The sequence below is a fragment of the Streptomyces finlayi genome (assembly GCF_014216315.1).
GTDB classification, from domain to species: Bacteria; Actinomycetota; Actinomycetes; order Streptomycetales; family Streptomycetaceae; genus Streptomyces; species Streptomyces finlayi_A.
The window spans coordinates 7,244,179-7,270,821 of the sequence record NZ_CP045702.1 but is presented as its reverse complement, the minus strand read 5'-3'; the positions used below and the strand labels follow the sequence as shown (position 1 = coordinate 7,270,821).

At 70.5% G+C, this 26,643-nt stretch carries 27 protein-coding genes and 3 pseudogenes; 15 read left to right on the top strand and 15 right to left on the bottom strand.

Annotation, left to right across the window (positions count from 1 at the left end):
- Window positions 1-21: 21 nt before the first annotated feature.
- The 5 genes from F0344_RS33410 to F0344_RS33390 form a co-directional block, all read right to left on the bottom strand.
- On the bottom strand, window positions 22-2,388 hold the full coding sequence (locus F0344_RS33410; protein ID WP_185302324.1) for a phosphoketolase family protein: 2,367 nt from the start codon (window positions 2,386-2,388) through the stop codon (window positions 22-24).
- Window positions 2,389-2,432: 44 nt separating this feature from the next.
- Window positions 2,433-3,836 (bottom strand): NADP-dependent succinic semialdehyde dehydrogenase, encoded by a 1,404-nt coding sequence (locus tag F0344_RS33405; protein ID WP_185302323.1) that lies wholly within the window; start codon window positions 3,834-3,836, stop codon window positions 2,433-2,435.
- Between the two features lie 152 nt (window positions 3,837-3,988).
- Window positions 3,989-4,450 (bottom strand): ATP-binding protein, encoded by a 462-nt coding sequence (locus tag F0344_RS33400; protein ID WP_185302322.1) that lies wholly within the window; start codon window positions 4,448-4,450, stop codon window positions 3,989-3,991.
- Between the two features lie 171 nt (window positions 4,451-4,621).
- Window positions 4,622-4,957, bottom strand: a complete 336-nt coding sequence (locus F0344_RS36315; RefSeq protein WP_258050334.1) for a hypothetical protein — start codon at window positions 4,955-4,957, stop codon at window positions 4,622-4,624.
- A 93-nt stretch (window positions 4,958-5,050) separates the two neighbouring features.
- Window positions 5,051-5,437 (bottom strand): hypothetical protein, encoded by a 387-nt coding sequence (locus F0344_RS33390; RefSeq protein ID WP_185302321.1) that lies wholly within the window; start codon window positions 5,435-5,437, stop codon window positions 5,051-5,053.
- A 178-nt stretch (window positions 5,438-5,615) separates the two neighbouring features.
- Between F0344_RS33390 and F0344_RS33385 the strand changes: the two genes are divergently transcribed.
- Together F0344_RS33385 and F0344_RS33380 are read left to right on the top strand one after the other, a co-directional pair.
- Window positions 5,616-5,954, top strand: a complete 339-nt coding sequence (locus F0344_RS33385; RefSeq protein ID WP_185302320.1) for a DUF6479 family protein — start codon at window positions 5,616-5,618, stop codon at window positions 5,952-5,954.
- Between the two features lie 117 nt (window positions 5,955-6,071).
- Entirely contained in the window at window positions 6,072-6,896 is an 825-nt protein-coding gene (locus F0344_RS33380) for a VOC family protein (protein ID WP_185302319.1), read from the top strand.
- Between the two features lie 11 nt (window positions 6,897-6,907).
- Here the strand turns inward: F0344_RS33380 and F0344_RS33375 are convergent, their stop codons facing one another.
- On the bottom strand, window positions 6,908-7,426 hold the full coding sequence (locus F0344_RS33375; RefSeq protein ID WP_185303004.1) for a DUF6328 family protein: 519 nt from the start codon (window positions 7,424-7,426) through the stop codon (window positions 6,908-6,910).
- 247 nt (window positions 7,427-7,673) lie between these two features.
- On the opposite strand from F0344_RS33375, the gene F0344_RS33370 reads away from it, so the two are divergent.
- The gene (locus F0344_RS33370; protein WP_185302318.1) at window positions 7,674-8,060 is read left to right on the top strand and encodes a VOC family protein; all 387 of its coding nucleotides are present in this window, start codon (window positions 7,674-7,676) and stop codon (window positions 8,058-8,060) included.
- Between the two features lie 125 nt (window positions 8,061-8,185).
- Here the strand turns inward: F0344_RS33370 and F0344_RS33365 are convergent, their stop codons facing one another.
- The 4 genes from F0344_RS33365 to F0344_RS33350 all read right to left on the bottom strand — a co-directional run bounded on the left by F0344_RS33365 (window position 8,186) and on the right by F0344_RS33350 (window position 11,013).
- Window positions 8,186-8,662 carry a GNAT family N-acetyltransferase gene (locus F0344_RS33365; protein WP_185302317.1) on the bottom strand — a complete coding sequence of 159 codons (477 nt, stop codon included), beginning with the start codon at window positions 8,660-8,662 and terminating at the stop codon, window positions 8,186-8,188.
- 34 nt (window positions 8,663-8,696) lie between these two features.
- Window positions 8,697-9,101: a DnaJ family domain-containing protein gene (locus tag F0344_RS33360; RefSeq protein ID WP_185302316.1), complete on the bottom strand. Its 405-nt coding sequence runs from the start codon at window positions 9,099-9,101 to the stop codon at window positions 8,697-8,699.
- 84 nt (window positions 9,102-9,185) lie between these two features.
- Window positions 9,186-10,112, bottom strand: coding sequence for a DUF748 domain-containing protein (locus F0344_RS33355; protein WP_258050201.1), 927 nt, complete (start codon window positions 10,110-10,112; stop codon window positions 9,186-9,188).
- A 103-nt stretch (window positions 10,113-10,215) separates the two neighbouring features.
- Window positions 10,216-11,013: a tyrosine-protein phosphatase gene (locus F0344_RS33350; protein ID WP_185303003.1), complete on the bottom strand. Its 798-nt coding sequence runs from the start codon at window positions 11,011-11,013 to the stop codon at window positions 10,216-10,218.
- A 307-nt stretch (window positions 11,014-11,320) separates the two neighbouring features.
- Between F0344_RS33350 and F0344_RS33345 the strand changes: the two genes are divergently transcribed.
- Genes F0344_RS33345 through meaB form a run of 3 tightly spaced genes read left to right on the top strand, consistent with a single transcriptional unit; the run spans window position 11,321 to window position 16,458 of the window.
- Window positions 11,321-13,183, top strand: a complete 1,863-nt coding sequence (locus F0344_RS33345; RefSeq protein WP_185302314.1) for a methylmalonyl-CoA mutase family protein — start codon at window positions 11,321-11,323, stop codon at window positions 13,181-13,183.
- Window positions 13,183-15,423, top strand: a complete 2,241-nt coding sequence (gene scpA / locus F0344_RS33340; protein WP_185302313.1) for a methylmalonyl-CoA mutase — start codon at window positions 13,183-13,185, stop codon at window positions 15,421-15,423. Before F0344_RS33345 ends, scpA begins: the two co-directional genes overlap by 1 nt.
- A 12-nt stretch (window positions 15,424-15,435) precedes the next feature.
- Complete coding sequence (gene meaB / locus F0344_RS33335; protein WP_185302312.1) at window positions 15,436-16,458, top strand: methylmalonyl Co-A mutase-associated GTPase MeaB; 1,023 nt, start codon at window positions 15,436-15,438, stop codon at window positions 16,456-16,458.
- 129 nt (window positions 16,459-16,587) lie between these two features.
- Here the strand turns inward: meaB and pgm are convergent, their stop codons facing one another.
- The gene (gene pgm, locus F0344_RS33330; RefSeq protein ID WP_185302311.1) at window positions 16,588-18,234 is read right to left on the bottom strand and encodes a phosphoglucomutase (alpha-D-glucose-1,6-bisphosphate-dependent); all 1,647 of its coding nucleotides are present in this window, start codon (window positions 18,232-18,234) and stop codon (window positions 16,588-16,590) included.
- 133 nt (window positions 18,235-18,367) lie between these two features.
- Here pgm and F0344_RS33325 point away from each other — a divergent pair, with 133 nt between their 5' ends.
- Window positions 18,368-18,595 carry a hypothetical protein gene (locus F0344_RS33325; RefSeq protein WP_185302310.1) on the top strand — a complete coding sequence of 76 codons (228 nt, stop codon included), beginning with the start codon at window positions 18,368-18,370 and terminating at the stop codon, window positions 18,593-18,595.
- A 217-nt stretch (window positions 18,596-18,812) separates the two neighbouring features.
- Here the strand turns inward: F0344_RS33325 and F0344_RS33320 are convergent, their stop codons facing one another.
- Entirely contained in the window at window positions 18,813-19,562 is a 750-nt protein-coding gene (locus F0344_RS33320; RefSeq protein WP_185302309.1) for an SDR family NAD(P)-dependent oxidoreductase, read from the bottom strand.
- 260 nt (window positions 19,563-19,822) lie between these two features.
- On the opposite strand from F0344_RS33320, the gene F0344_RS36945 reads away from it, so the two are divergent.
- From F0344_RS36945 to F0344_RS36305, 4 genes and pseudogenes are all read left to right on the top strand, one after another.
- On the top strand, window positions 19,823-20,044 hold the full coding sequence (locus F0344_RS36945) for an Hsp20 family protein (RefSeq protein ID WP_374940134.1): 222 nt from the start codon (window positions 19,823-19,825) through the stop codon (window positions 20,042-20,044).
- The gene (locus F0344_RS33310) at window positions 20,041-20,262 is read left to right on the top strand and encodes a hypothetical protein (RefSeq protein WP_185302308.1); all 222 of its coding nucleotides are present in this window, start codon (window positions 20,041-20,043) and stop codon (window positions 20,260-20,262) included. The genes F0344_RS36945 and F0344_RS33310 overlap by 4 nt, the downstream gene beginning before the upstream one ends.
- 89 nt (window positions 20,263-20,351) lie before the next feature.
- Window positions 20,352-21,302 carry a 1-phosphofructokinase family hexose kinase gene (locus tag F0344_RS33305; protein WP_185302307.1) on the top strand — a complete coding sequence of 317 codons (951 nt, stop codon included), beginning with the start codon at window positions 20,352-20,354 and terminating at the stop codon, window positions 21,300-21,302.
- A gap of 111 nt (window positions 21,303-21,413) precedes the next feature.
- Window positions 21,414-21,620 (top strand): annotated as a pseudogene (locus tag F0344_RS36305) (phosphoribosyltransferase); the annotation flags it as partial.
- Window positions 21,621-21,667: 47 nt separating this feature from the next.
- Here the strand turns inward: F0344_RS36305 and F0344_RS33300 are convergent.
- The 3 genes and pseudogenes from F0344_RS33300 to F0344_RS36935 all read right to left on the bottom strand — a co-directional run.
- Entirely contained in the window at window positions 21,668-21,859 is a 192-nt protein-coding gene (locus F0344_RS33300; protein ID WP_185302306.1) for a hypothetical protein, read from the bottom strand.
- 197 nt (window positions 21,860-22,056) lie between these two features.
- Window positions 22,057-22,372: pseudogene (locus tag F0344_RS36940) on the bottom strand (AAA family ATPase); the annotation flags it as partial.
- Window positions 22,373-22,427: 55 nt separating this feature from the next.
- Window positions 22,428-22,610, bottom strand: a pseudogene (locus F0344_RS36935) (AAA family ATPase); the annotation flags it as partial.
- A gap of 162 nt (window positions 22,611-22,772) precedes the next feature.
- Between F0344_RS36935 and F0344_RS33290 the strand changes: the two are divergent.
- From F0344_RS33290 to F0344_RS33275, 4 genes are all read left to right on the top strand, one after another.
- Window positions 22,773-22,931, top strand: a complete 159-nt coding sequence (locus tag F0344_RS33290) for a CsbD family protein (protein WP_185302305.1) — start codon at window positions 22,773-22,775, stop codon at window positions 22,929-22,931.
- Between the two features lie 160 nt (window positions 22,932-23,091).
- Window positions 23,092-23,247: a DUF6131 family protein gene (locus F0344_RS33285; protein WP_185302304.1), complete on the top strand. Its 156-nt coding sequence runs from the start codon at window positions 23,092-23,094 to the stop codon at window positions 23,245-23,247.
- Window positions 23,248-23,905: 658 nt separating this feature from the next.
- Window positions 23,906-24,391, top strand: coding sequence for a MarR family winged helix-turn-helix transcriptional regulator (locus tag F0344_RS33280; RefSeq protein WP_258050199.1), 486 nt, complete (start codon window positions 23,906-23,908; stop codon window positions 24,389-24,391).
- 104 nt (window positions 24,392-24,495) lie between these two features.
- Window positions 24,496-26,631: an MMPL family transporter gene (locus F0344_RS33275; RefSeq protein WP_185302303.1), complete on the top strand. Its 2,136-nt coding sequence runs from the start codon at window positions 24,496-24,498 to the stop codon at window positions 26,629-26,631.
- Window positions 26,632-26,643: the final 12 nt, after the last annotated feature.

Here is a 26,643-nt window from a genome sequence, read left to right as displayed (position 1 = left end):
CGTCAGCGACCCGGGCGGGCCTCAGCCGCCCCAGGTCCAGTCCGTGACCTCCGGCAGGTCCGTGCCGTGCTCACGGATCCAGGTGTGGTGGCGTGCGCGCGCGTCCGCCATCGCCTGGCGTACGGCGACGGCACGGACCCCGAGGCCTGGCACCCGGTCGATGACGTCCATGACCAGCCGGAAGCGGTCGAGGTCGTTGCGGACGACCATGTCGAACGGTGTGGTGGTCGCGCCCTCTTCCTTGTACCCGCGCACATGCAGATGAGCATGGCCGGTGCGGCGGTACGCCAGCCGGTGGACCAGCCACGGATAGCCGTGGTAGGCGAAGATCACGGGCTTGTCGGTGGTGAACAGGGCGTCGTACTCGGAGTCGGGCATCCCGTGCGGATGCTCCTCGCGCGGCAGCAGCCTCGTCATGTCGACGACGTTGACCACGCGCACCGCCAGGTCCGGCAGGTGGGCGCGGAGCAGACCCGCCGCGGCCAGGGTCTCCAGTGTGGGCACGTCACCGGCACACGCGAGCACCACGTCGGGCTCCCGGCTGCCGTCCTCCGTGCCGGCCCACCCCCAGGTCCCGGCCCCGCGTGCGCAGTGGGCACGGGCCTCGTCGAGGGTCAGCCAGTCGAAGCCCGGCTGCTTGCCCGCCACGATCACGTTGACGTAGTCCTTGCTGCGCAGGACGTGGTCGGCGACAGACAGCAGGGTGTTGGCGTCCGGCGGCAGATAGACGCGCACGACCTCGGGGCTCTTGTTGAGGACGTGGTCGACGAATCCCGGGTCCTGGTGGGAGAAGCCGTTGTGGTCCTGACGCCATACGTGTGAGGTGAGCAGGTAGTTCAGTGAGGCGATGGGCCGGCGCCAGGCGAGCCGCCGCGAGGTGCGCAGCCACTTGATGTGCTGGTTGACCATCGAGTCGACGATGTGGGCGAACGCCTCGTAGCACGAGAACAGTCCGTGGCGCCCGGTCAGCAGATAGCCCTCCAGCCAGCCCTGGCAAAGGTGTTCGGAGAGCACCTCCATGACACGGCCGTCGCGGGCGAGGTGCTCGTCGACCGGGAGGACCTGCGCCTGCCACGCCTTGCCGGTGGCTTCGTAGAGGGCGTCGATTCGGTTGGACGCGGTCTCGTCGGGGCCCACGACCCGGAAGTCCCGGCGTTCGGCCGTGGCCGCCATGACGCCTTCGAGCAGCCCTCCCAGGACACTGGTGGGCGCGTGCAGGGTGGCGCCGCGCCTCCCGACGGGCACGGCGTAGTCGTCGAGGGCCGGGACCGGAAGGGTCCGCAGGAGCAGGCCGCCGTTCGCGTACGGGGTCGCGCCGAGCCGGAGATCCCCGTCGGGCACGCAGTCGAGGACCTGCGCGCTGGGCCGCCCGGAGCGGCCGAAGAGTTCTTCGGGACCGTAGGACCGCATCCACGCCTCCAGTTGGCGCAGGTGTTCCGGGCTTTCGCGGACCCCGGGCAGCGGAACCTGGTGGGCGCGCCAGGTCCCCTCCACCGGCTGCCCGTCGACCTCCGCCGGGCCCGTCCAGCCTTTGGGAGTGCGCAGGACGATCATCGGCCAGCGGGGACGCACGGTCGCGCCCTCGGTGCGCGCGGCCCGCTGGAAGGCGTGGATGCGGTCCAGGGCGAGGTCCATCGCGGCGGCGAGCTCACGGTGGACGGTGGCCGGTTCGTCGCCGCTGACGTACAGCGGGTCGTGGCCGTATCCGCGCAGCAGCGCGTCGAGTTCGCTCTCGGGGATGCGTGCGAGGACCGTCGGGTTGGCGATCTTGTAACCGTTGAGGTGCAGGACCGGCAGGACCGCACCGTCGTGCACCGGGTCGAGGAACTTGTTGGAGTGCCAGGACGCGGCGAGCGGCCCGGTCTCCGCCTCCCCGTCGCCGATGACGCAGGTGACGAGCAGCTCCGGGTGGTCGAAGGCGGCGCCGTAGGCGTGGGCGAGGGCGTAGCCCAGTTCGCCGCCCTCGTGGATGGAGCCCGGGACCTCGGGGGCGACATGGCTGGGCACACCGCCCGGGAAGGAGAACTGCTTGAACAGGGTTCCCATGCCCGCGGCGTCCCGGGTGACATCGGGGTACGTCTTCGAATAGCTGCCGTCCAGCCAGGAGTTGGCGAGGATCGCGGGTCCGCCGTGACCAGGACCCCAGACGCACAGCGCCTGCTGCCGGCGCTTCTTTATGAGGCGGTTGAGATGGGTGTACACGAGGTTCAGCCCGGGCGAGGTGCCCCAGTGGCCCAGGAGGCGCTGTTTGATGTGTTCGGGGGCCAGTGGCTCCTCCAGCAGTGGGTTGTCCACCAGATAGATCTGGCCGACCGCGAGGTAGTTGGCGGCGCGCCAGTGGGCGTCGAGTGCCGCGAGTTCGTGGCCGGACAGCGGGGCGTCGCTCATGGGGAGACTCCTCGGCGGGGTGCGGGCGGGGTTCTCAGCACCCGTCAGGCGCCGTACCAGACAGTCGTGGCGTTGCAGAACTCGCGGATTCCGTGGCCGGAGAGTTCACGCCCGTAGCCGGAGCGCTTGATGCCGCCGAAGGGCAGCGCGGGGTGCGAGGCCGTCATCCCGTTGAAGAAGACACCGCCGGCCTCAAGGTCCCGTACACAGCGGCCCATCTCCTCGGCGTCCTGCGTCCACACGTTCGAACTCAGGCCGAACGGTGTGTCGTTGGCCAGGGCGACGGCTTCGTCCAGGTCGGCGGCACGATAGAGCGTGGCGACCGGTCCGAAGGTCTCCTCACGGTGGATGCGCATCTCGGGCGTGATGCCGGACAGGACGGTCGGGGTGTAGAACCAGCCGCCGTCCAGGCCGCCGCCCAGGCCCTCGGGCCGGGCACCGCCGCACAGCGCGGTGGCTCCCCGGCGTACCGCGTCGTCGACGAGCTCCTCCAGGTCCGTGCGGCCCTGCTCGCTGGCGAGCGGTCCGACGTCGGTGCTCTCCCGCGCCGGGTCCCCGACGGTCAGGGCACGCATTCCCTCGGTGAAGCGTCCGGCGAACGCGTCGTACACCTCGGTGTGGACGATGAAGCGTTTGGCCGCGATGCAGGACTGCCCGTTGTTCTGCACCCGGGCGGTGACCGCGGTGGCCGCCGCCTTCGCGATGTCCGCGGAGGGCAGCACCACGTAGGGGTCACTGCCGCCGAGTTCCATGACCGTCTTCTTGACCTCGTCGCCCGCGATCGACGCGACGGAGCGGCCCGCGGGCTCGCTGCCGGTGAGTGTCGCGGCGGCGACGCGCGGGTCGCGCAGGATCGCCTCGATGGCGCCGGAACCCACGAGCAGGGTCTGGAAGCAGCCCTCGGGGAATCCGGCCCTGCGGAACAGGTCCTCCAGGTAGAGGGCGGTCTGCGGGACGTTCGAGGCGTGCTTGAGCAGGCCGACGTTGCCCGCCATGAGGGCCGGGGCCGCGAAGCGAACGACCTGCCAGAGCGGGAAGTTCCAGGGCATGACGGCGAGGACGACGCCGAGTGGGCGGTAGCGGACGTAGGCCCGGGAGGCACCGGAGTCGCGCACCTCGGCGTCCTCGGGGTGTTCGTCGGCAAGCAGCCGCTGGGCGTTGGCCGCGTACCAGCGCATGGCCTTGGCACACTTGGCGGCCTCCGCGCGGGCGGCCTTGACCGGCTTGCCCATCTCGGTGGTCATGGTGCGCGCGATCTTCTCCTGGTCCTCGTCCAGGAGGTCGGCCGCGCGGTTCAGCAGCCGGGCGCGCACGTCGAAGCCGGTGGTGCGGTACTCGCGGAACGCGCTGTCGGCGGCGGCGAGCCGTCGCTCGGTCTCCTCCGGTCCCAGCGGGTCGAATGACGTGATGGTCTCGCCGTTCGCGGGGTTGACCGTCGCGATGGGCATGGCAGTGGCCTCCTTGCGTGAGTTACTTCGACCGTGCCGCGCGGCGCTCCCCCGCGCAAACGCGGCACCCTGGCACACGTACCCGGCCGGCGCGGATCATGCGTGCGGGATGCACGCGATCCGCACCGGCCGGGTCGTCACCGACAGCGCTGTCATACGAGGACGGGGACCTGCAGTTCCCGCGCTTCGAGCACGCCCGGCAGCGGCGGGCGCGGCGCCAGTTCGGTGCTCCGCGGCGCCTGGGCGTAGCGGGTGAACCAGACGACCTTGCCCTCAGTGGTGCGGCAGGTGCCCCAGCTGTCGCTCAGGGCCATGACGCGACTGAGGCCGCCGCCACCGCCGCTCAGCAGCCTGGGCATCGCACTGCCGTTGTCGGCCACGGACACCGTGAGGTGGCGGCCGGTCCAGCGGAGTTCGACGACGGCCTTGTTGTCGTCGCCGACATGCCGGTGGACGTTCGTCAGCAGTTCCTCGGCGGCCCGGCAGACCGGCCGGACGTGCAGATCGAGACTCCAGTGACGAAGGTGCGCGGCGACGATGCGCCGCAGCTGGGAAACGCGCTCTGCCGATACATGCAGTTCGACCCGGTATGTCCGGTCGAGTGGAACGGTCATCGTCGAGGCTCCTCACCGCGAGGCCCACATGCTTCACCTTGTTGAACCAGCGACCCCCGAATACGAAGCGTGAGCGGTCATCACTTCTGGGTCACTCATTAGGGTGACCCGGTGGAGCCGTTACCGCAACAGATGAGCGTTTCCAGCAGGTCAGCGGGGCCGAACGGGCGTTCAGGGCAGATAGGGCAGATAGGGCAGCAACTTGTCGGGGGTGAGCGGCAGGGCGCGCAGCCGGGAGCCGGTGGCATGGCGCACGGCGTTCCCGATGGCTGCGGCCGCACCGACGATGCCGAAATCCCCGATACCCGGCACCGCTCCGGAGGCAGGCTGCCGGATTACGGCCGCCTTGGCGCCGGTGAGACCGAGGTGCCGGCGCAACGCGTCCAGCACGATCGCGCGGTGATCGAGCGTCAGGGTCCGCGCGGTCCCGTTGACGTGGAGGGTGACTGCCGACCGGACCTGGCCGGTACCGCCCTCCCCCGGACTGATGGGTCCATGCGCGAGCACTTTCCGAATCCAGCCTTTGCCGTGGTTCCTACCAGATGCGCACACTTCTGCGCGGGACCGGGGCGGGCCGGTCGGCACCTCACGCCGACCGGACTACCGGTTGGCCAGCTTCAGCCGCACTTCCTCCTCCTGGTCCCCGGCGGCCGTTCCGACCATCCGTACGGCGAACGACTCTGCGAGGTGCCGGCGGAAGCGGTCGACCGCCCAGTAGCCGCCCTGCACATCCATGAGCACCGGTGCGGTCAGCGGCGCGGGGGCGTCCGAGGCCCTGGTCTCACTCACATCAATGGTCGCGAACCACACTGTCGGGCGCGTCTGCGACGCCTCCTGGGGCTCGTCGTCCGCCCGGCGGTCGGAGAGGAAGGAACGGCGCAGCACGTCGAACACGGTGCGCGCGTCCCCCTTCGCACATCCCGTGACCGCCACCACTACGTCCCGGCTTTCCTGATGGCCAGGTGCCTGCTCTGCCGTGCTGTTCACCGTGGTTCCTTCCGGTCGGGCCTGGCGGGCTCTTCCCTCAAGGCTCACCCCGCAGCCGGTCGACTGCGACACGAACCGGACGGGCGAGCGACGAAACGCAATTCTTTCCAAATCGCCACAAAATGTGAATTCACATGGATATCCGACTGGATCAAGAGCTTGGGGGTACGGGGCAGGCATGGACATTACGCATGGAGCGCAGAGTTCCCTCTCCGCCATCCTCGCCGACGAGGGTGGCCCCTACGCCATCGCTCTGCCCGTGGTAGCGATCGCCCTGGTGGCCATACTCATCGGCGCGTTCTGGCTGGGCAAACGCCGCCGGGAGCAGGAGCCGCCGCCGCCGAGCCCCGATGAGCAGCCGCTGAAGCCGGAACACCGCACCCACATCGAGGAGACCGGGAGGCACGGGGCGGACGACTTCCCCGCGGACGGCCACCGGCTCACCCCTCACGAGCTCAGCGACCGGGGCGGCGACGCGGTCCCGCCCGAGGCCGACCCGCCGCGCGACGGCCGCTGAACCGGGCGCGGCGGCATCGCGTGTTGCGGGAGTGCGCACGTGCGATGAGGCTGGTCCTGGCCCAGCGGCACCGAGCAGGCCGTGCCGCAGAACCGACGAAGGCAGGGCAGAGGGACCATGACCGGAAGCGAACCGCGGACGAGCTGGGCGACGGCGCCTCTGACCGGGCCCGCCGCGCCCTGCTGGGTCAATCTGATGACCCACGACCTGGACGCCGCACAGTATTTCTACGGCGCGGTGCTGGGCTGGACGTTCCGGCCGAGCCGGATGGGCCGGGAATACGTCGTCGCGCGCCGCGACGACGTGCCGGTCGCCGGGATGGTGCCGGGGGCCTCGGCCTATCAGGTGGCCGTGGCCTGGATTCCGTACTTCGCCGTCAACGACGCCGACACGACCACCGCCCGCATCCGCGAGCGCAGCGGGACGGTCGCGGTCGGCCCTTTGTCGTTCGGCAAGGGACGTGCGGCGCTGGCGTCCGACCGGGACGGTGCGGTGTTCGGCGTCTGGGAACGGACCGCGCCCAGTACTACTCCCCCGACCCCCGCCGACCACTCCCACGCCTGGCTCCGGCTGCGTACCCGGAACGCCTTCGACGCCGCGATCTTCTACGGCGAGGTGCTCGACTGGGCCAGCGGGGACCCGGGGAGCTGCGAGGTCGCCTATGTGAAGGACGAGGTCCTCGTACGGTGCGAAGGGCGGCCGCTCGCCCGGATCAGTTCCGGCGCGGTCGAGTCCGCCCCGGACCCGCTGGTGCGCCCGCACTGGCAGGTCCAGTTCCCCGTCGCGGACGTGGAGACGACCGTGGCAGCCGCGGTGGAGCACGGCGGGAGTCTCGTCGAGCGGCGCCCGGTCCCGCACGGGCGCGAAGCGACCTTGCGGGACCCGGACGGCGGGCTCTTCACCGTCACGGACGTCCGGACACCTGACCTCTACGAGGACTGAACCCGACCGGGTCAGCCGCTGGGTCCGGACCGTCCGGCCGGCCCCGGGCCGTCCGGTGAACCCGGGTCGGAGCTTCGGGCCCGGGCCCGAAGCGGGACGATGAACCAGCAGGCGAGGAACCACAGAGCCATGGCCCCCACCAGCCACAGGGCCAGGGAATTGTGCATCGCCACTCTCATGATGAGGAGCAGGGCGGAGCACATGGTGAAGAACAGCAGAACCAGACCCACGACGGTCACCCGCGAGGCCCAGGTGACGGTCTGCGGTTTCACCCGCCGCCCGGTCAGCAGCCGGTGGTACGACACCGGACCGATCAGCGCGGCCACCGTCGCGGAGCCCAGCAGTACGGTCACCACGTAGATGCCGCGGTCGATGTCCGAGAGAGTGGTGAACCGGGGCTGGAACACCACGGCGAGCAGAAAGCCGAACAGGATCTGCACGCCGGTCTGCACGACCCGCAACTCCTGGAGCAGATCGTTCCACCGCCGGTCCGCCCGCTCCTCCTCGGTCTCCTCGCGGCCGCTGACCAACCGCTGGCCGTTGCCGCGGCGCCCGCCCTCCCCGCCGCTCGATGTCGATGCCACGGAGTGCCTCCATCCCTGGGGCCGTACCTTCCATGGTGACACTCACCGGCCCTCGCACCCACCCGGCGAGGTGGCCCGATCTCGACGGCGGGTGATCGATGTCCTACAATCCCGGGCACGGCATCGCGCGTCGGTCACCGGCCGGGTGAGGCGTGGAGGTAGCCCGTGAGATGCCCGATGGAGGCATTCCACAGTGTCGGTCAAGCTCAATCACACCATCGTTCATTGCCGGGACAACCGGGAGTCGGCAGACTTCCTGGCGCACATTCTGGGTCTGGAAACCGGCGAGCAGTGGGGTCCGTTCATCCCGCTCGCCCTCTCGAACGACATCACCCTGGACTTCGCGGCCGTTCCCGCGGAATCGATCACTCCGCAGCACTACGCCTTCCTGATTTCGGAGGCGGAGTTCGACGTGGCCTTCGCCCGTATCCAGGAGCTGGGAATCCCGTACTTCGCGGACCCCCATCAGAAGCTCCCCGGCGAGATCAACCGCAACGACGGCGGACGGGGCGTGTACTTCCCCGATCCGAGTGGTCACGGTATGGAGATCCTGACGGTCCCCTACGGCGGCTGGTCGTAACGCGGGCACCGGGGGCCCGGCCGAGTCCGATGGAGGGCCCGGCCGGGCCCCTTCGCGGATTCCGGGGCCCTGGACCCAGCCCGGGCCCTTTCGCGGATCGGTGAACGCGGGCCAAGGGAAGCCGGTCAGTCGGTGCCGAGCGTCAGCTCGGGCCGGTCCCACATCACCGCGGGCGGACTGGCCAGGACCGTGCCGACCGGTTCGGCACCCATGCTTCGGTAGAAACCCTCGGACGGGGGGTGCGAGACGATGCGTACGCCGGTCAGGCCGGCCCGCCGCGCCTCCGCCTTCAGATGGCCGATGAGTACGCGTCCGATGCCGAGCCCCTGGGCTTCGTCGCCGACGAACATCAGGTCGAGTTCGGGGGGCGAGACGATCAGCGCGTAGAAGCCCAGCACGAGACCGGTCCCGGTGTCGGCGGCCACGAACACCCGGTGGGTCTCGATGTAGTCGGGACCGACCCGGTAGCCCTCGACCATGGGCGCGTAGGGACCCTCGTAGGCACGTGAGGTCCTGACCAGCAAGGTCAGCCGCTTGGCGTCCCTGGCGGTCGCGCGCCTGACCTCCACGGACCTGCCGGGTCCCGTAACAGCTGATCTCATGGACCGAGTATCACGCATACTCGGGACGCCCCTCTCAGCCCCGTTCCCGCGCCCCACGCCACTCCTGGACCTCGGCCTCGACGCCGAAGGGCCTCAGGTTCAGCGGCGGACCTTGCGGTGGCATCCGGAGCGCCTTGTGGATCTTCTCGTTCACCTCGGCCAGGACCCGCCGCACCTCGGCCTCGGTCCCCGCCCGGGCCGCCACCGCGGCGGCATCCTCCGCCTCCTTGCGGAGGGCCGACGTCGGCGGGAGTACCGAACAGCCCTCACGCCGCGTCTTCGCCGTGATCCACCAGGCCTCCTCGTACGGCCGCTCAAGGCCGGGAAGCGGCTTGCCGAAACCGGGCAACTGCGAGACGTCGCAGCGTTCTTCGGCTTTCTGGATCTGCCTGTCCACCCACGAATCGAAACTGACGCCCGGTGGTTTGCGCTCGGTCATCGAGGACCTCTTTCAGGATGGACGACACCTGCTCGCAGCTTCTCCGTCCGGCTCCTGCACGGTACCCGGAGGTGGTATCCGTGCTCAATGGTCCGCTGCGGCCACCTCGACCGTGAACGACGCGGTGCGCACCTTGCCCTCGTGCTGGAAGTCGAGGAAGAGCCGGTACGTGCCGGCGCTCGGCGCTGTCGCGGTGAACGAGACCTCCGGGCCGGGGCCGCCCTCGTTGGGGTGGACATGCAGGTAGGCCAGGTCACCGGAGCGCAGGGCCACCAGATGCCCGTAGGCACCGAGGTAGGGCTGGAGGTCGGTGACGGGCCTGCCGCCCTTACTGACGGTCAGGGCGAGTTCGCCGGCCCGGCCGGCGCGAAGGGCACCGTCGAGTGCGACCCGGTAGCCGTCGACCTCCGCGACGGTACGGACCGGCGGCATCTCGGCTGGGCGAAAGGCTCCGGCCACGGCGAGATCGGCGCCGAGCGTGTGGTTCGTGCTCCCCTTGCCCGCCGGGGTGAAGTCGGCGAAGGCACGGTAGCCACCGGCGGCGGGCAGTTCGGCGCGGGCCGACCAGGTGCCGTCCGCCTCCATGACCGGATGCAGGTGACGGAAGGTGGTGAGGTCGCGCGAGGCCAGGATGAAGTGGAGTTCCTTGCCGTGCTCGCGGCGGTAGCCGGTGACGTTGTCACCGTGGTCGTCCTTGATGGCGAACCGGATCTCGGCGCGGTCACCGGCCGTGACGGCCGGCGTTTCCAGCGCCAGGGTGTAGCCGCCCTCGGAGATCTCCAGCCCTTGGGCGGCCGCACCCTTCTCCGCGGCCCCCGCTCCTTCCTGATGGCCGCCGTGCCCGTCGCCGCCGACCCCCTCCCGCTCCCCCTCCTTCTGCGCGGGGTGCTGCCCGGCATGCTGCGGCGCGGGGTCGAACACGGGGTCGGCGCCCTTGCCCACGCCGTACGCGGTGCCGAATGCCGCGGCGAGCGCGGCGGCGTATGCGGTGATCTTCAGTCCGGTGTTCACGGCGGTCTCCCCAGAGGTAAAGGGTCTGCTTGCGACACCCACCAACATACCCCCTGGGGGTATTGTGTCAAGCCAGATGTGCCGCTCATCCATCCACTGTGGATCAGGCGGACACGGTGAGTTCGCCGCGCAGCCGCTCCACCACCGGCCGAGGAAGCCGCAGCCCGTCCCGCAGATATCCGTCGAGCCCACCCCACCGCTCATCCACCGCGTCCAGGGCCGCTTCCAGGTACCGGGGGCGGACCTCGACGACCGCGGAGGCGATGTCAGGGCAGCCGCCCGCGTCGAGGAAGCCCTGGACATGCGGAGCGAAGGCGGCTCGTACGGCCGGGTTGACGGCCAGGAACTCCGCCCGCACGGCCTCCCGCGACGCACCGGCGATCAGCAGGAGCAGTGCCGCGGCCCAGCCGGTGCGGTCCTTGCCCGCCGTGCAGTGGAAGAGAACCGGCCTGGCCTTCGGATCGGCCGCCGTCTCCAGGAAGGCCCGGCAGGCGGCAGCGGCTCCGGGCGAGAGCACCATCTGCCGGTACGTCTCCGCGAAGAGTTCCTCAGCCTTTCCGCCACCCAGCACCTCGCGGGCCCCCGCCGGGTCGGACAGCAGCGCCTTGAGCCGGGCAGGGGCGACGCCCGGCCTGTCCCTGAGCACGTCGGCGACGAACAGCCGTGCACCCGAGGGCAGCCGATCCGGGGCCCACTGCCTCTCGTCGGCGGTACGCAGGTCGACGACGGTACGAATACCGAGCGCGGCCACCGCCATGTCGCGTTCGGTGTCGAGGTCGCTCAGCTGTCCCGAGCGCAGAAGGATGCCCTGCCGCATCCTGCGGCCGCGCGCGAGGGTGATGCCCCCCAGATCCCGCAGATTGAAAACGGTGGCGGCCGGGACGGCCCGGGCGGTCTGCACGGTCATCTGCCTCTTTCCCGACGAACTGCACAGGCCAGGATCAACGTTGCTCGCAGTGCGGACTCCGACGAAGGGAACGCCGGAACTCGCCTCCGGAGCCCGACATTGCTGGTCATTCGATAGCACTTCGTGAGACTTCCACATAATAGGCACTGTGCGCCCGATTCCCCCTGCCGAACGCGGCGGCCGGGTCACGCCCCGGCCGCCGGATACGCCACGGTCCGTAAAGGATCAAGTGCGACCCTGAGAGGGCAAGGTCACAGCCGGTCCCGCGCTGCGGTGTGAGCGGCTGCCCTAGCATCTGAGCATGACGGTCCTGCCTGCTGACGGGCTTCCTCTGGCCGCCGAGTTCCCTGACCCTTCCCACGAGCAGTGGCAGCGCCTCGTCGAAGGCGTGCTGCGCAAGTCGGGCAAGGAAGTCACGGGCACGGCCGCCGAGCAAGCACTCTCCACCGCACTGGAGGACGGGCTCACCACCCGGCCCCTCTACACCTCGAACGACACCGCGCCCGGTACCGGACTTCCCGGTTTCGCGCCCTTCACCAGGGGCGGCAGGGCCGAAGGGAACACCGCGGGCGGCTGGGACGTGCGCCAGCGCCACACCCTGACGGATCCCGCGCGCCTCAACGAGGCCGTGCTCGCCGATCTGGAGAACGGTGCCACCTCCCTGTGGCTGACCGTGGGCGGGCCCGCCGGAATCCCGGCCTCCGGCCTCGCCCGGGCGCTGGACGGCGTCCTGCTCGACCTGGCGCCCGTGGCCCTCGACGCGAGCGGTGAGTTCGACCCTGCCGTACGGGAGCTGCTGCGGCTCCACGAGGAAGGCGGCGTACCTGGGGAAGCCGTGCGCGGCAGCCTCGGCGGGGACCCGCTGGGCCACGCGGCCCGTACCGGTACGGAGCCGGACTTCGAGGACGCCGTGCGCTGGGCGCAGGTCTGCGCCGCCGGATATCCCGGTCTGCGCGCGCTGTCCGTGGACGCGTTGCCGTACCACGAGGCCGGCGGTTCGGCCGCCGAGGAACTGGGCTTCTCCCTGGCCACCGGCGTTGCCTACCTGCGGGCGCTGACCGGGGCGGGTCTCTCCGTGGAAGCGGCGTGCGCGCAGCTGGAGTTCCGGTTCGCGGCCACCGCCGACCAGTTCCTGACCATCGCCAAACTGCGCGCCGCGCGTCTGCTCTGGGCGCGGGTCGCCGAGGTGTGCGGGTCCGTGGACGCGGGGGCGCAGCGACAGCACGCCGTGACCTCGTCGGTCATGATGACGCGCCGCGACCCCTGGGTGAACATGCTGCGGACGACGCTGGCGTGTCTGGGGGCAGGCGTCGGCGGGGCGGAGTCGGTGACCGTGCTGCCGTTCGACCACGCGCTGGGGCTCCCCGACGCGTTCGCGCGGCGCATCGCCCGCAACACCTCGACGATCCTGATGGAGGAGTCGCATCTGGCGCGGGTCATCGACCCGGCGGGCGGCTCCTGGTACGTGGAGCGCCTCACCACCGAACTCGCCTCCGCTGCCTGGGAGTTTTTCCAGGAGATCGAGCGGGCCGGTGGACAGGCCGTCGCTCTGCGCTCCGGGATGGCCGGTGAGCGGCTGGCGGCCACCTGGGCGGCCCGGAGCCGGAATCTCGCGCGGCGCAAGGAGCCGGTGACCGGGGTCAGCGAGTTCCCGAATCTGACCGAGCCCCCTGTGAAGCGCGAAGCGGCACCCGCCGCCGGCGCGTCCTCGGGCGGCGGTCTGCCGAAGGTCCGCCGGGACGAGGCGTTCGAGGCGTTGCGGGCCCGGTCCGATGCCCATGTGACGGCGTCGGGAGCACGTCCCAAGGTGTTCCTCGCGGCGCTGGGTCCGGCCGCCGCGCACACGGCGCGGGCGTCGTTCGCGTCGAATCTCTTCCGGGCCGGTGGCATCGAGCCCGTCCACGAGCCCGTCTCGGTGGACGCCTCCACGGTCGCGGGCGCGTTCGCCGCCAGCGGTGCGACGATCGCCTGCCTCTGTTCCAGTGACACGCTCTACGCCGAACAGGCCGACACGGTCGGCGCCGCCCTGAAGGGCGCGGGCGCCGAGCAGGTGTTCCTCGCCGGCCGGCCCGGTGAGTACACCGGTGTCGACGGCTATGTCTTCGCCGGCTGCGACGTCGTCGCCGTCCTCTCCTTCGTACTCGACCGCATGGGAGTGGCGTGATGCAGAACCCCGGAACCACCCCCGGCGCAGCTGCGGGAAGTCCGATCCCCGACTTCTCCGAGGTCCCGCTCGGCACGGCCGTCGCTCCCGAGGCGTCCGCCGACCGCTGGCGCGGTGCGGTGAAGGAGGCGACCGGCCTGTCCGACGAGGGGCTTCTCTGGGAGACCCCCGAGGGCATCGCGGTCAAGCCGCTGTACACGGACGAGGACGTGGAGGGTCTCGACTTCCTCGGGACGTATCCGGGCATCGCCCCGTATCTGCGCGGCCCCTACCCGACGATGTACGTCAACCAGCCGTGGACCATCCGGCAGTACGCGGGTTTCTCCACCGCCGAGGAGTCCAACGCCTTCTACCGTCGCAACCTGGCGGCCGGCCAGAAGGGGCTCTCGGTCGCCTTCGACCTGCCCACCCACCGCGGCTACGACAGCGATCACCCGCGGGTGACGGGTGATGTCGGCATGGCGGGCGTGGCCATCGACTCGATCTACGACATGCGTCAGCTCTTCGACGGCATCCCGCTGGACAAGATGTCGGTGTCGATGACGATGAACGGTGCCGTGCTCCCCGTACTGGCGCTGTACATCGTGGCCGCCGAGGAACAGGGTGTGCCGCCGGAGAAGCTCGCCGGGACCATCCAGAACGACATCCTCAAGGAGTTCATGGTCCGCAACACCTACATCTACCCGCCGGGTCCGTCGATGCGGATCATCTCCGACATCTTCGCGTTCACCTCGCAGAAGATGCCCCGGTACAACTCGATCTCCATCTCCGGCTATCACATCCAGGAGGCCGGGGCGACGGCCGATCTGGAGCTGGCGTACACGCTGGCCGACGGGGTGGAGTATCTGCGGGCCGGGCGTGAGGCGGGTCTGGACGTCGACGCGTTCGCTCCGCGCCTGTCGTTCTTCTGGGCGATCGGCATGAACTTCTTCATGGAGATCGCGAAGCTGCGGGCGGCCCGGCTGCTGTGGGCGAAACTGGTCGGGGAGTTCGAGCCCAAGAACGCCAAGTCCCTCTCACTGCGCACCCATTCGCAGACCTCGGGGTGGTCGCTGACCGCGCAGGACGTGTTCAACAACGTCACCAGGACCTGTGTGGAGGCGATGGCCGCCACCCAGGGCCACACCCAGTCGCTGCACACCAACGCGCTGGACGAGGCGCTGGCCCTGCCTACGGACTTCTCGGCACGCATCGCCCGTAACACGCAGTTGCTGCTCCAGCAGGAGTCGGGCACCTGCCGGGTCATCGACCCGTGGGGCGGCAGCGCGTACGTGGAAAAGCTCACGCACGATCTGGCGCAGCGGGCCTGGCAGCACATCGAGGAGGTCGAGGCCGCGGGCGGTATGGCCAAGGCCATCGACGCCGGTATCCCGAAGCTCCGGATCGAGGAGGCCGCGGCCCGAACCCAGGCGCGGATCGACGCCGGCCGCCAGCCGGTCATCGGAGTCAACAAGTACCGGGTGGAGACCGACGAGAAGATCGACGTGCTCAAGGTCGACAACTCCTCGGTGCGCACGCAGCAGATCGAGAAGCTGCGGCGGCTGCGCGAGGAGCGCGACGAGACGGCGTGCCAGGACGCGCTGCGGGCGCTGACGGCGGCCGCCGGACGGGAGCCCGGTCCGGATCTGGACGGGAACCTGCTGGCGCTGGCGGTCGAGGCGGCCCGGGCGATGGCCACGGTCGGCGAGATCTCGGACGCGCTGGAGAAGGTGTACGGCCGGCACGCGGGCCAGATCCGTACGATCTCCGGGGTGTACCGCAAAGAGGCAGGAGATTCCCCCGCAGTGGACCGCACCCGCACGCTGGTCGACGCGTTCGAGGAGGCGGAGGGCCGTCGTCCGCGCATCCTCGTCGCGAAGATGGGCCAGGACGGACACGACCGCGGTCAGAAGGTGATCGCCACGGCCTTCGCCGACCTGGGCTTCGACGTCGATGTCGGCCCGCTCTTCCAGACGCCGGGCGAGGTGGCGCGGCAGGCCGTCGAGGCGGACGTCCACGTCGTGGGTGTCTCCTCACTGGCCGCCGGGCATCTCACCCTCGTACCGGCGCTCCGCGAGGAGTTGGCGGCGGAGGGCCGCGAGGACATCATGATCGTGGTCGGCGGGGTGATTCCGCCGCAGGACATCGAGGCGCTGCACGAGGCCGGGGCCACCGCCGTGTTCCCGCCCGGCACGGTGATCCCGGACGCGGCCCACGACCTGGTCACGCGGCTCGGTGCCGCGCTCGGCCACGAGCTGTGAGCCGCTGACCGTATGCCTCCGATCATCGACATCGACACGTACGCGGAAGGGGTGCTCGACGGGAGACGGGCGTACATCGCGCGCGCCATCACTCTCGTCGAGTCGACCCGGCCCCAGCACCGGGCGCAGGCCCAGCAGTTGCTGACCCGACTGCTGCCGTACGCGGGACGGGCCCGGCGTATCGGCATCAGCGGGGTGCCCGGCGTGGGCAAGTCCACGTTCATCGACGCGCTCGGCACCATGCTCACGGGCCTCGGCCACCGGGTGGCGGTGCTGGCCGTGGACCCGTCGTCCACCAGGACCGGCGGTTCCATTCTCGGCGACAAGACCCGGATGGAACGGCTGGCCGTGGACAGCCATGCCTTCGTACGTCCCTCCCCGAGCGCGGGGACGCTCGGCGGGGTGGCCAAGGCGACGCGCGAATCCATCGTCGTGATGGAAGCGGCGGGCTTCGACGTCGTACTCGTGGAGACGGTCGGCGTCGGGCAGTCGGAGACCGCGGTCGCCAATATGGTCGACACGTTCCTGCTGCTGTCCCTCGCCCGCACCGGCGATCAGCTCCAGGGCATCAAGAAGGGCGTCCTGGAGCTGGCGGACGTCATCGCGGTCAACAAGGCCGACGGCCCCCATGAGCGCGACGCCAGGTCGGCGGCGCGCGAACTGGCGGGCGCGCTGCGTCTGATGCACCCGGCGGACGCCGCGTGGACTCCCCCGGTTCTCACGTGCAGCGCCCGCGAGTCGAGCGGCCTGGACGCGTTGTGGGAGCGGCTGGAACAGCACCGCACCCTGCTCGGCTCCACCGGCAGGCTGACAGCGAAGCGCCGGGAGCAGCAGGTCGACTGGACGTGGGCGATGGTCCGCGACGACCTGCTGGACAGCCTGCGCAACCACCCCGGGGTACGGGCGCTCTCTCCTGTACTCGAACAGCGGGTGCGCGAAGGGGAGTTGACAGCCACACTCGCCGCCGAACAGATTCTCGGCGCGTTCCGCGGCGGAGCGTCGGAGCCCGGGACCGGCACGGGTCCGACCGGCTGACGTCTCGTGGCCGGCCTTCCGCGCGGAAGGCCGGCCACCGTCAGGTGCACCACACCGTTCCCGGCGGCTGAGCGGCACCCCGGCCGGCGGCGCGCGCCGCGGCGCCGTACCGCACCGCGGCGCGCGGAGTCATCCCGCGGCGTGCAGTGCGGCGGAGACCAGTGCCCGGGCCTCGTCCTGGACTTCGGCCAGGTGGTCAGGTCCCTGGAAGCTCTCCGCGTAGACCTTGTAGACGTCCTCGGTCCCGGAGGGACGGGCGGCGAACCAGGCGCTGTCGGTGCAGACCTTGAGGCCGCCGATGGACGCGCCGTTGCCGGGGGCCTCGGTGAGGACGGCAGTGATGGGTTCACCGGCCAGGGTGTCCGCGGTGACCTGTTCCGGGGAGAGCCCGGCCAGGACCGCCTTCTCCTCACGCGTCGCGGGGGCGTCCACGCGGGCGTACGCGGGGTCGCCGAACCGTGCGGTGAGCTCGCTGTAGTGCTGGGACGGGGTCGATCCCGTGACGGCGGTGATCTCGGAGGCCAGCAGGGCGAGGAGGATGCCGTCCTTGTCCGTGGTCCACACACGCCCGTCGCGGCGCAGGAACGAGGCGCCCGCCGACTCCTCGCCGCCGAAGCCGAGACTGCCGTCGAAGAGACCGTCGACGAACCACTTGAAGCCCACCGGCACCTCCGTCAACGGACGGCCGAGGTCTGCGGCGACCCGGTCGATCATCGACGAGGAGACCAGCGTCTTGCCGATACCCGTGCCGGCGGGCCAGCCGTCCCGGTGGGAGTACAGGTACTGGATGGCGACGGCGAGATAGTGGTTGGGGTTCATCAGCCCGCCGTCGGGGGTGACGATGCCGTGCCGGTCGGCGTCGGCGTCGTTCCCGGTGGCGATGGCGTAGGAGTCGCGCTGCGCGATCAGTGACGCCATGGCGTGCGGGGAGGAGCAGTCCATGCGGATCTTCCCGTCCCAGTCCAGTGTCATGAAGCGCCAGGTGGGGTCGGCGAGCGGGTTGACCACGGTGAGGTCGATGCGGTGGCGTTCCGCGATGCGCCCCCAGTAGGCGACGGACGCGCCGCCGAGCGGGTCGGCGCCGATACGGATACCGGCGTCGCGGACGGCGTCCAGGTCGAGGACGGCCGGCAGGTCGTCCACGTACGCCGTGAGGAAGTCATGACGGCCGGTCGTGCCCGCGGCCAGCGCGCGGGCGTACGGGACGCGGCGGACCTCCTTCAGGCCGCCCTCGATGAGGGCGTTGGCGCGGTCCTGGATCCAGGAGGTGGCGTCCGAGCCGGCCGGACCGCCGTGCGGCGGGTTGTACTTGAACCCGCCGTCGGCCGGGGGGTTGTGCGAGGGGGTCACCACGATTCCGTCGGCGAGACCGCCGGTGCGGTTGCGGTTGTACGTCAGGATGGCGTGCGAGACGGCCGGGGTAGGCGTGTAGCCGTCCTCGGAGTCGATCAGGACCGTGGCACCGTTGGCGGCCAGAACCTCCAGGGCGGTGACCCGGGCGGGTTCGGACAGCGCGTGCGTGTCGGCCCCGAGGAAGAGCGGTCCGTCGGTTCCCCTGCGGGTCCGGTAGTCGCAGATCGCCTGTGTGGTGGCGGCGATGTGGTCGTCGTTGAAGGCGGCCGACAGGGCGCTGCCCCGGTGCCCGGAGGTACCGAAGGCCACGCGCTGACCGACCTCGGCCGGGTCGGGGTGGACGGCGTAATAGGCCGTCACCAGCCGCGCCACGTCCACCAGGTCTCCTGGCTGTGCCGGCTGCCCGGCCCGTTCGTGCACCATGTGGTCTCCTCGGTCTCGGCCGGCCGTCTGCCGCTGCCCGTGCTGCGGCGACGCCCGGCCGGCAGGTGTCTGCCTGATTCTGCCCTCCTGCCGGGCAGGCTCCCTCCGGGCATGGCCGAATGCGGGAGTTCCCGTGCTGGCCCCGGACCTGAGCGCCGTCGATGCGATGGACGAACTGCGCAAGCTGCCGCGGTGGACGTACTGGCTGCTGCTCCTCCTGGCTCCGGTCATGTGCCTGGTGTTCGCGCTGCGCGGACCGCGGGTCTTCCTGGACCCGGACCTGACGATGGAGGACCTGCCGTCGACGGGCCGCGCGGAGACGCCCGCGGACAACGACCAGTGCTCGATAGAAGAGCGGTGAGTCGACAGGGAAAGGTGTGACGGCCCATTCGCTCCCTTCACCGCCGAGGGTACGGAAAGCCCCAACCCCGCCGGCAGGGCGACCATCGTGCCGGGATCGAGGGCCTGGACGACGCTGCCGTCACCCTGGGCGCGCACGACCACGTTGCAGGGCAGCAGCCGGCCGACGGTCCGGTCTACGGCTGCGCCCAAGCAGGCCTGAGGCCCCGCCTCTGCCCTCAGTCCTGCGGCGGGTTGAGGATCATACTGCCGGTTGTGGCACCGCCGTCGATCACGAATTCCGACCCGGTGGAGTAGGTGGCGTCCGCGGCCAGGAAGACCGCCATCCGCGCCACCTCCTGTGGTGTGCCGAAGCGAGGGATGGGCTGGGACGCGGTGATGGAGTCGTCCATCCCGGCGGTCATGGGGGTGCTGATCGGACCGGGATGGATGGAACAGACGCGGATGCCATCGGCTGCCAGGTCCAGTGCTGCGGCTTTCGTCAGGCCGCGAAGCCCCCACTTGCTGGCCACGTAGGCGCTCAGGGACGCATACCCCATGAGCCCAGCCGTCGACGACACGTTCAGGATGACGCCGCCGCCCGCACGGCGCATCGACGGTGCCACGGCACGCATGCCGAGCCACGGACCGAAGAGGTTCACGTCCATGACGCGCCGGAAGACGGCGGGGTCGGTTTCCTCGAGCGGGCCGAACTCGACGATTCCCGCGTTGTTGGCAAGGACGGAGACGGGCCCGAATTCCCGCTCGGCCTCGGTGATGGCCGCGGCCCAGTCGTCCTCGCTGGTCACGTCTGCAGCCCTGAACCAAGTCGCTTCCCCCAACTCCTCCTGCAGAGCGCGGCCCTCCTCCGACAGCACGTCCGTGATCACCACGCAGGCGCCCTCGTCGACAAAAGCACGCACGACCGCCGCGCCGATCCCACGGGCACCCCCGGTGACCAGGGCGACTCGCCCGTCCAGTTTCCTCATGACGGTCCTCCTTCGGGACATCCGGTCACTGCGTGCTTCTCCTTCCACGCTGCATGACCTGCGCACGGTTGTCGTGCGGGAGGGAGACCGGAATCGGCGTGGCGCCCCCCGGAACAGCCCCCTGGCCCATGCCGGGGAACAGGCCCAGCCGTGATCCGGCATGCAGGTGACCTCAAGCTGTTCCAGTATGGAAGTCGGGTCGGACGTGTCGCTGTCCACGGAGGTGAGTGCGATGACGCTTCCCGCGCGACGCCGGACCGGTGGGCCGGTGGAGCTGGACGAGTTCTTCGGCCGCACGCACCAGTTCCCGGGTGTGCTACGGGCGCGGCACACACCGTTCCGGCCGATTCGGGTACCAGGCCATGCGCCCCTCGGGAGTGAAGACCGAGGACGTCAGCGCGGCCCTGGCCGACGGTGTGCCCACGATCACCGTTCCCAAGGCCCAAGCAACCGCGACACGGGGCGGAGAGCGGCCTCCGTGAGCCTGCGCGAGAGGACAGCGGGCGTTGCCGGGCCCCACGCGCTCAACGCCCGGCACGGCGGTCAGGAGCCGAAGCTGTCCCAGGCAGTGGCCGGGATCGGGATCGACGGCGGCGCGTGGGGACAGGCCCCGATCTCCTCAGGCTGCCACAAGCGGGGCCGTGCCCAGCAGGCGGTACGCCGGGCAGGGGTCAGGGCGACCACCAGGGCACCGCGATGAGCACGGCCGCGACGCCGGACCACACCACAGCCAGGACTGCCGACGGTGCAGGGGGATCGGGGAGTGCGGCCAGGCCGTCGATCCTCACCTTGACGATGAATCCCGCGGTCGATCTCTGCTGGGAGGTCGGGCACCTGGAGGGCATCGGCAAGAACCGTGCCCGGGTCAGGTCGGTGGCCGCCGGGGGCGGAGGGATCAACGTCGCCCGTCATGTCGTGCGGCTCGGAGGACGAGCCACCGCCGTCCACACCGCCGGAGGAGAGGTCGGCCTGCGCCTGAACCACCTGCTGGACGAAGAGGGCATCGACCACGTCGCCGTCGACATCGACGACGAAACCCGCGAAGCACTCGTGCTGTTCGAGGCCGAATCGCGCCGCAGCTACCACATCGTGCCACCTGGCCCGCAACTGCACGACCGCGAGGGGCGGCGGTCCCTGGATGCGCTGGAGCGGGCCGCCGGCAGTTGCCCGTACGTCGTGGCCAGCGGCAGCCTGCCCGGCGGCTTGCCCGACGACTTCTACGCGGCCGCCTCCCGCCGTATCAAGGAAGCCGGATCCCGACTGGTCCTGGACACCTCCGGGCCGGCGCTTCGCGGAGCACTCGCGGAGGGCGTGTTCCTACTCAGGTGCAACCGCACAGAGGCCGAGAGCCTGACCGGCCGGCCCGTCCGCGGATTCGACGACGCCCGAGCCCTCAACGAGCACCTGCTCACCACAGGGGCCGCCGAGATCGCCGTCACCACCCTCGGAGAGCTGGGCGCACTGTGCTCGACCGGCCACGGCCACACCGAACTCTACGCGCCGCCGCTGCCCGGCGAGCCTCTGAGCGATGCCGGGGCGGGAGACAGTATGGTCGCCGCCCTCACCACACGGCTGGCCGCCGGAGAGGATCCCGTCAGTGCCTGCGCGCTGGGGGTGGCTGTGGCCGCCGCAGCGATGCTCACCCCCAGCACCGAGCCCTTCGACCTGAACGTGGGCCGATCCCTCCGCTCCCAGGTGAGGACCAGGTTCCAAACCGATGCACGACGCCGGGGCGTTTGACCCTGCCCCGCGATACGGCAATTCGACACGAGATCGCGATGCGCTGGGAAACACCAACGCGGCCCACAGACGCCGAAGGCGGAGTCGGCGAGCGAGGACAGCGGTGTCGTCCACTTCGGTGCCGGCACGGGCGCCGCGGCCGCGCTCATGGCCGCTGCCGAACCCCGGTCGGACATCACCGCGATCGTCTCCCGGGGCGGACGCCCCGACCTGGCGGTCTCCCGCCTCACAGCCGGACGCGCTCCAACCCTGCTGATCGTCGGCGGAGCCGACGACCTGGTGCTGGACCTCAACCGTCAAGCCGCCGCCCCGCTGCGAACACCAGATCTCGCCGCCTTCGGTCAGGCGGGGCCTGGCCGTGGTGCTTACATGCCCTGGGCAAGGAGCAGTTCATGAGCGAGCCGTGCGCCGCGCGCCGCGTGGGCCGACGTGTCCGTGTCCTGTGAGGGGTTGGCCTCCAGTCCTTCGGCCAGCGCCCGGACTGCCTGGGCAAGTGTCTGTACCTGTGCTTCGACGAGGGACAGACGGTCGTGCTCAGAGGGGGTGCTCTGGGTCATGACAAGCCTCCGTGATCAAGACAGTGGGTGTACGTGCGTCACGTACGTCACGTGCCACTCTGTGCCATGGCAGGGTGCGGGTCCACCGGGCGCAACCGGCCGGTGCCGTTTGTCGGCGGTCGAGTCGCAGACCGGCTGAGCAGCCGTCCCTTCCAGCGAGCAGCCGGCTGCCCGCGTCGCCATGACTGTGCTTGGACCGGATCCATGTAGGGGTGGCGGAAGACCGACGTCTGGGCGGAGCCGTACGGGCGTACGACCGCCATCGCCTCGACGACCGCGGCCTCGACAGGCCGCTGGTGTCGACCGGGACTGCCTCATCCCACGGCGGCTCCGTGACTGCCATGGCCTGACCACATCAGGGGTGGCGTCGGACGCCCCCGGGGCGCGGGTGCTGAGTGTGCAGAGCCACCAGGTCGGCGCTGGTGCGTTCGGCCATACGCAGGCGGCTTCGCGATGTTCCGCACCGGACCAGGTGGCGTCGAGGACGACTGACTCGCCGCATGACAGCAGGGCGGGCGTGGACCGCGAGGATCGCGGCCCGCTCGGCCTGGTTGGGCAGCGGGACTGTCACGTGCCGGTCGAAGCGGCCGGGGCGCAGCAGGGCCGGGTCGGGGGCTTCAGGCCGGTTGGCCGCGGCGAGTACGACGATGCCGCTGCTCCGGTCGAAGCCGTCCATCTCCGTGAGGAGCCGATGACCACCACGGCGTCGGCCAGTTGCTTGGGTCCCGTCTACCCGGTCAACATCGTGTATCCGAATTGCACCATATGGCAGGCGTTTCCGGTGCGGCGCTGCTGAAACGCGAGAACACTCTTGCCCGCATCGCGCATCGGCGTTCGATTCGCCCTACTTTGGGTGAGGAGGGGGATTCGTTCTGATTCGCGCACCCGATGCGTACAGCGAAGGAGAGTTCTGATGCCCGAAGGAAGCGGCAAGGACAAGCTCACCGGCAAGGCGAAGGAGGCCATGGGCAAGATGACCGGCAGCCGTCGCAAGGAAGCCGAGGGCAAGATGGAGCAGGCGAAGGGCGAGGCCAAGAAGAAGCTGCGTGGCCGCGACAAGCACTCGTCGTAAGCACCGCGCGCCCAGCCCCGGCCATTCCCTGAAAACCACAGTTCGGCATCGGCCTTCCGGCCGGTGCCGAACCTGCGTGCGGGGTCTCCCAGGAGGCGGTTGCCGCTGCGCCCAGTTGGGGCCAAACTGGGATGAAAGCTATGCGAGAAGGGAGCGGACCGTGATCTTGCTCGGAGTCATTCTTCTCGTCATCGGGTTCGTAGCCGGTATTTCCATTCTGTGGACGATCGGGATCGTGCTCGTGGTGATCGGAATCGTCCTGTGGATCCTCGGATCGATGGGGCACGCCGTAGCCGGACGAAAGCACTACTGGTAGATGCGCCGCCGGGTGGTGGATACGCCGCCGGTCACCCGGCGGCGTATCCACCACCCGGCGGGCGTACGGAGGGCGCACGGCATCAGTCCGGCGTACGGACCGCCCGTCAATCCGTACGCCGGACCGCCCAGGAAGCCGGTGGTCCGGCTGCCGGGTCGGCAGCTCGGGTCGTGGTTCCTCCAATCTCGGTGAGGCGGTTCAAGTGCCCTGGGTACCCCCGTTCGTCGGCGCCTGTTCGAAACGGGAACCATGAAATTCCGGGCAGCACACCGGCCACTGCCGACGCCCGGTCACCACGCCCTTTCACCCCGCTGACCTGCGGCATCACAGGCGACGGCGGTGCGGGGCGACGGCCGGGCGGGACGACGGCAGTGCAGGAGCGGGGGGACGCCCCGGCAGGGCCGCCCTACGGGCCGGGCCCCGGCAGAGGTGCGCGCACGGGCCGCGAAGCGCTCCGCGTCCGGCCCGCTCTTCGGGCGGCCGGACTACCGGCCCGACACAGTGAGTGCGGGTGAGGTCGCTGCCCCTGCGAGTTCGTCGGCCTCGGCCGCACGAGCGTGGCTCGCGGCGGAGTCGATGGCGGACGCGCCGGGGATCATGGTCACCCGCTCCGCCCTGCGACGCCCCCAGGGGCGCAGCGCCTCTATAGGCTGAACGCGTGGCGAGCACAGGAAAGACAACGGCGGCGGAGTTCGCCGCGCAGGCGAGCGGTCCGGAGCTCCGCGCCTTCGCGGTGCAGCTCCGGCACATGAACGGCGAGATCAACCGGCTCACCCACGCCTTCGCGGCCGAGCAGGGGCTGCACGCCACGGACATCCAGGCACTTGCCGCGATCCTGGACGCGGAGACACCGTTGACTCCGGGCCGTCTGCGCCACCATCTGGGCCTCACGTCGGGCGCGGTCACCGCCTGCCTCGACCGGTTGGAGCGGGCGGGGCACATCCGCAGAGCCCGCGAGAGCTCCGACCGCCGCGTGGTGCATCTGCACTACCTCCCGGATGCCAGGTCGGCCGCCCGGAACACCTTCATGCCCCTCGCCGCGGCCACGTCCCGCACGCAGGAGCAGTTCAGCGGTGCCGAGCTCACGACCGTGCTCCGGTTCCTGACCATCCTGAACGAGGAACTGGACCGGCTGCGGCAATAGAGTCGCCTGCGCTGCATCCGAACGGGCAGGTACTGCCGAAAAGTCTTTCAATGATCGAGATAGTCTCTGATCAAGAGACACCCCTCACCCCCACCAGGAGTGCAATGTCCAGCCCCTCTCGGCTTCTGCGGTGGCTCGTCCCCGCGGCCCTCCTCGTCGCCTGGCTCGGAGTCGGCGGAACGCTCGGCCCCTACGCCGGAAAGCTCGGCGAGGTCGCCACCAACGACCAGGCGGCCTTCCTGCCGCAGAACGCCGAGTCCACCCGTGCCATCGAGGCACAGAAGGCGTTCCGTCAGGACGAGACCCTTCCGGCGATCGTCGTATGGACCGCGGCCGACGGCGCCGAAGTGACCTCACAGCAGCGGGCGTCGGCCACCGGCGCACTTGCCTCACTCGCGGGGCTGACCGGAACCGTGGGCCAGGCATCGCCGGCTGTTCCGTCCAAGGACGGGCAGGCCCTCCAGGGCGTCGTCCAGCTCCGTCCGGATCTCGGCGACCAACTGCCCGTCGTACTGGAGGAGGTGGCCGAAGCAGCCGGGCAGGTACCGGGTACGACGGTTCACCTCGCCGGGCCCGCGGCCAGTCAGGCCGACCTCTCCGACGCGTTCGCGGGCATCGACGGCCTGCTGCTGGGCGTCGCCCTGGCCACCGTCCTGATCATCCTGCTCCTGGTCTACCGCAGCATCCTTCTCCCGTTCGTCATCATCATCGGCGCCGTCCTCGCACTCGGCCTCGCGTGCGGTGTGGTGTACGCGCTGGCCGAGCGGGACATCGTCCGCGTCGACGGTCAGGTGCAGGGCATTCTCTCCATCCTCGTCATCGGTGCCGCCACCGACTACGCCCTGCTCCTCACCGCCCGCTTCCGGGAGGAACTGGAGCGCCACGGCGAGCGGGTGACGGCCATGCGGGCGGCGGTACGCGAGTCCGCCGGCCCGATCGTGGCAAGCGCCGCCACCGTCGCCCTCGGCCTGATCGCGCTTCTCCTCAGCGATCTCACCAACAATCGCGCGCTGGGACCGGTGGGTGCCATCGGCATCGTCTGCGCCGTGCTCAGTTCCCTCACCTTCCTCCCTGCCGCACTCGTACTGCTCGGCCGCGGCGCCTACTGGCCCGCGCGCCCGAAGCCTGCCGGTGCCACCGACGGGAAGGGCGGCGGCCGAGGCGTGTGGCCCCGGGTCGCCGCCCTGGTCGACCGGGCCCCGCGCAAGGTCTGGGCCGTCACCCTCGCCGGGCTGCTCGCGTGCGCGGCCTTCGCCCCGACGCTGGAATCGAAGGGGGTCCCTCTCGACGAACTCTTCGTCAACGACGCGCCCTCCGTCGCCGCGCAGGCCACCCTGGGCAAGCACTACCCGGGCGGGTCGGGCAACCCTGCCGTCGTCATCGCCGCCGCAGGCACGGTGGACCAGGTCACCGCGGCGGCCACCGCGACCGAGGGCGTGGCGGCCGCGAGTCCCGTCACGGCATCCGGGCGACCCGGCGGCGGTGCACCGCTGGTGGCCGACGGCAAGGTCCGTATCAACGCGACGCTCCAGGCACCGGCGGACAGTGACGAGGCGAAGGAGACGATCGCCCGGCTGCGTGAGGCCGTACACGCGGTACCCGGGGCCGACGCACTCGTCGGGGGGTACACGGCCCAGCAGTACGACACCCAGCAGACCGCGGAGAGCGACCGCACGCTGATCGTGCCGGTCGTACTGGCGATCATTCTGGTCATCCTGGTGGGACTGCTCCGTTCCCTCCTGATGCCGGTTCTGCTGGTGGCCACCGTGGCCCTCAACTTCCTGGCGACCCTGGGGGTGTCCGCGCTCGTCTTCCAGGGAGTCTTCGGCTTCTCCGGCACGGACGCCTCGGTACCCCTCTACGGGTTCGTGTTCCTGGTGGCCCTGGGTGTCGACTACAACATCTTCCTCATGTCTCGCGTCCGGGAGGAGTCGCTGAAGCACGGTACGCGCGAGGGGGTGCTGCGCGGTCTCACGGCGACGGGGGGCGTCATCACCTCGGCCGGTGTCGTGCTCGCCGCCACGTTCGCCGCGCTGGGCGTGATTCCCCTCGCCTTCCTCGTCCAGATCGCGTTCATCGTCGCGTTCGGCGTCCTCCTCGACACGCTCGTCGTCAGGTCCCTCCTGGTTCCCGCTCTCGTCAGGGACATCGGCCCGAAGGCGTGGTGGCCGGGGGCCCTGAGCCGTCGCCCGGAACAGGAACCGGCGGGAGAGCCCAAGCCGTCCTCCCCCGCGTCCTGATCCGACCCGAAG

Coding starts and splice junctions, on each gene's coding strand:
- F0344_RS33385 (WP_185302320.1), top strand. CDS start 5,616: ATGGACATTACGCATGGAGCGCAGAGTTCCCTCTCCGCCATCCTCGCC.
- F0344_RS33290 (WP_185302305.1), top strand. CDS start 22,773: ATGCCCGAAGGAAGCGGCAAGGACAAGCTCACCGGCAAGGCGAAGGAG.
- F0344_RS33410 (WP_185302324.1), bottom strand. CDS start 2,388: ATGAGCGACGCCCCGCTGTCCGGCCACGAACTCGCGGCACTCGACGCC.
- pgm (WP_185302311.1), bottom strand. CDS start 18,234: ATGGTGCACGAACGGGCCGGGCAGCCGGCACAGCCAGGAGACCTGGTG.
- F0344_RS33300 (WP_185302306.1), bottom strand. CDS start 21,859: ATGACCCAGAGCACCCCCTCTGAGCACGACCGTCTGTCCCTCGTCGAA.
- F0344_RS33320 (WP_185302309.1), bottom strand. CDS start 19,562: ATGAGGAAACTGGACGGGCGAGTCGCCCTGGTCACCGGGGGTGCCCGT.
- F0344_RS33360 (WP_185302316.1), bottom strand. CDS start 9,101: ATGACCGAGCGCAAACCACCGGGCGTCAGTTTCGATTCGTGGGTGGAC.
- F0344_RS33405 (WP_185302323.1), bottom strand. CDS start 3,836: ATGCCCATCGCGACGGTCAACCCCGCGAACGGCGAGACCATCACGTCA.
- scpA (WP_185302313.1), top strand. CDS start 13,183: ATGCAGAACCCCGGAACCACCCCCGGCGCAGCTGCGGGAAGTCCGATC.
- F0344_RS33400 (WP_185302322.1), bottom strand. CDS start 4,450: ATGACCGTTCCACTCGACCGGACATACCGGGTCGAACTGCATGTATCG.
- F0344_RS33365 (WP_185302317.1), bottom strand. CDS start 8,662: ATGAGATCAGCTGTTACGGGACCCGGCAGGTCCGTGGAGGTCAGGCGC.
- meaB (WP_185302312.1), top strand. CDS start 15,436: ATGCCTCCGATCATCGACATCGACACGTACGCGGAAGGGGTGCTCGAC.
- F0344_RS33345 (WP_185302314.1), top strand. CDS start 11,321: ATGACGGTCCTGCCTGCTGACGGGCTTCCTCTGGCCGCCGAGTTCCCT.
- F0344_RS33275 (WP_185302303.1), top strand. CDS start 24,496: ATGTCCAGCCCCTCTCGGCTTCTGCGGTGGCTCGTCCCCGCGGCCCTC.
- F0344_RS33380 (WP_185302319.1), top strand. CDS start 6,072: ATGACCGGAAGCGAACCGCGGACGAGCTGGGCGACGGCGCCTCTGACC.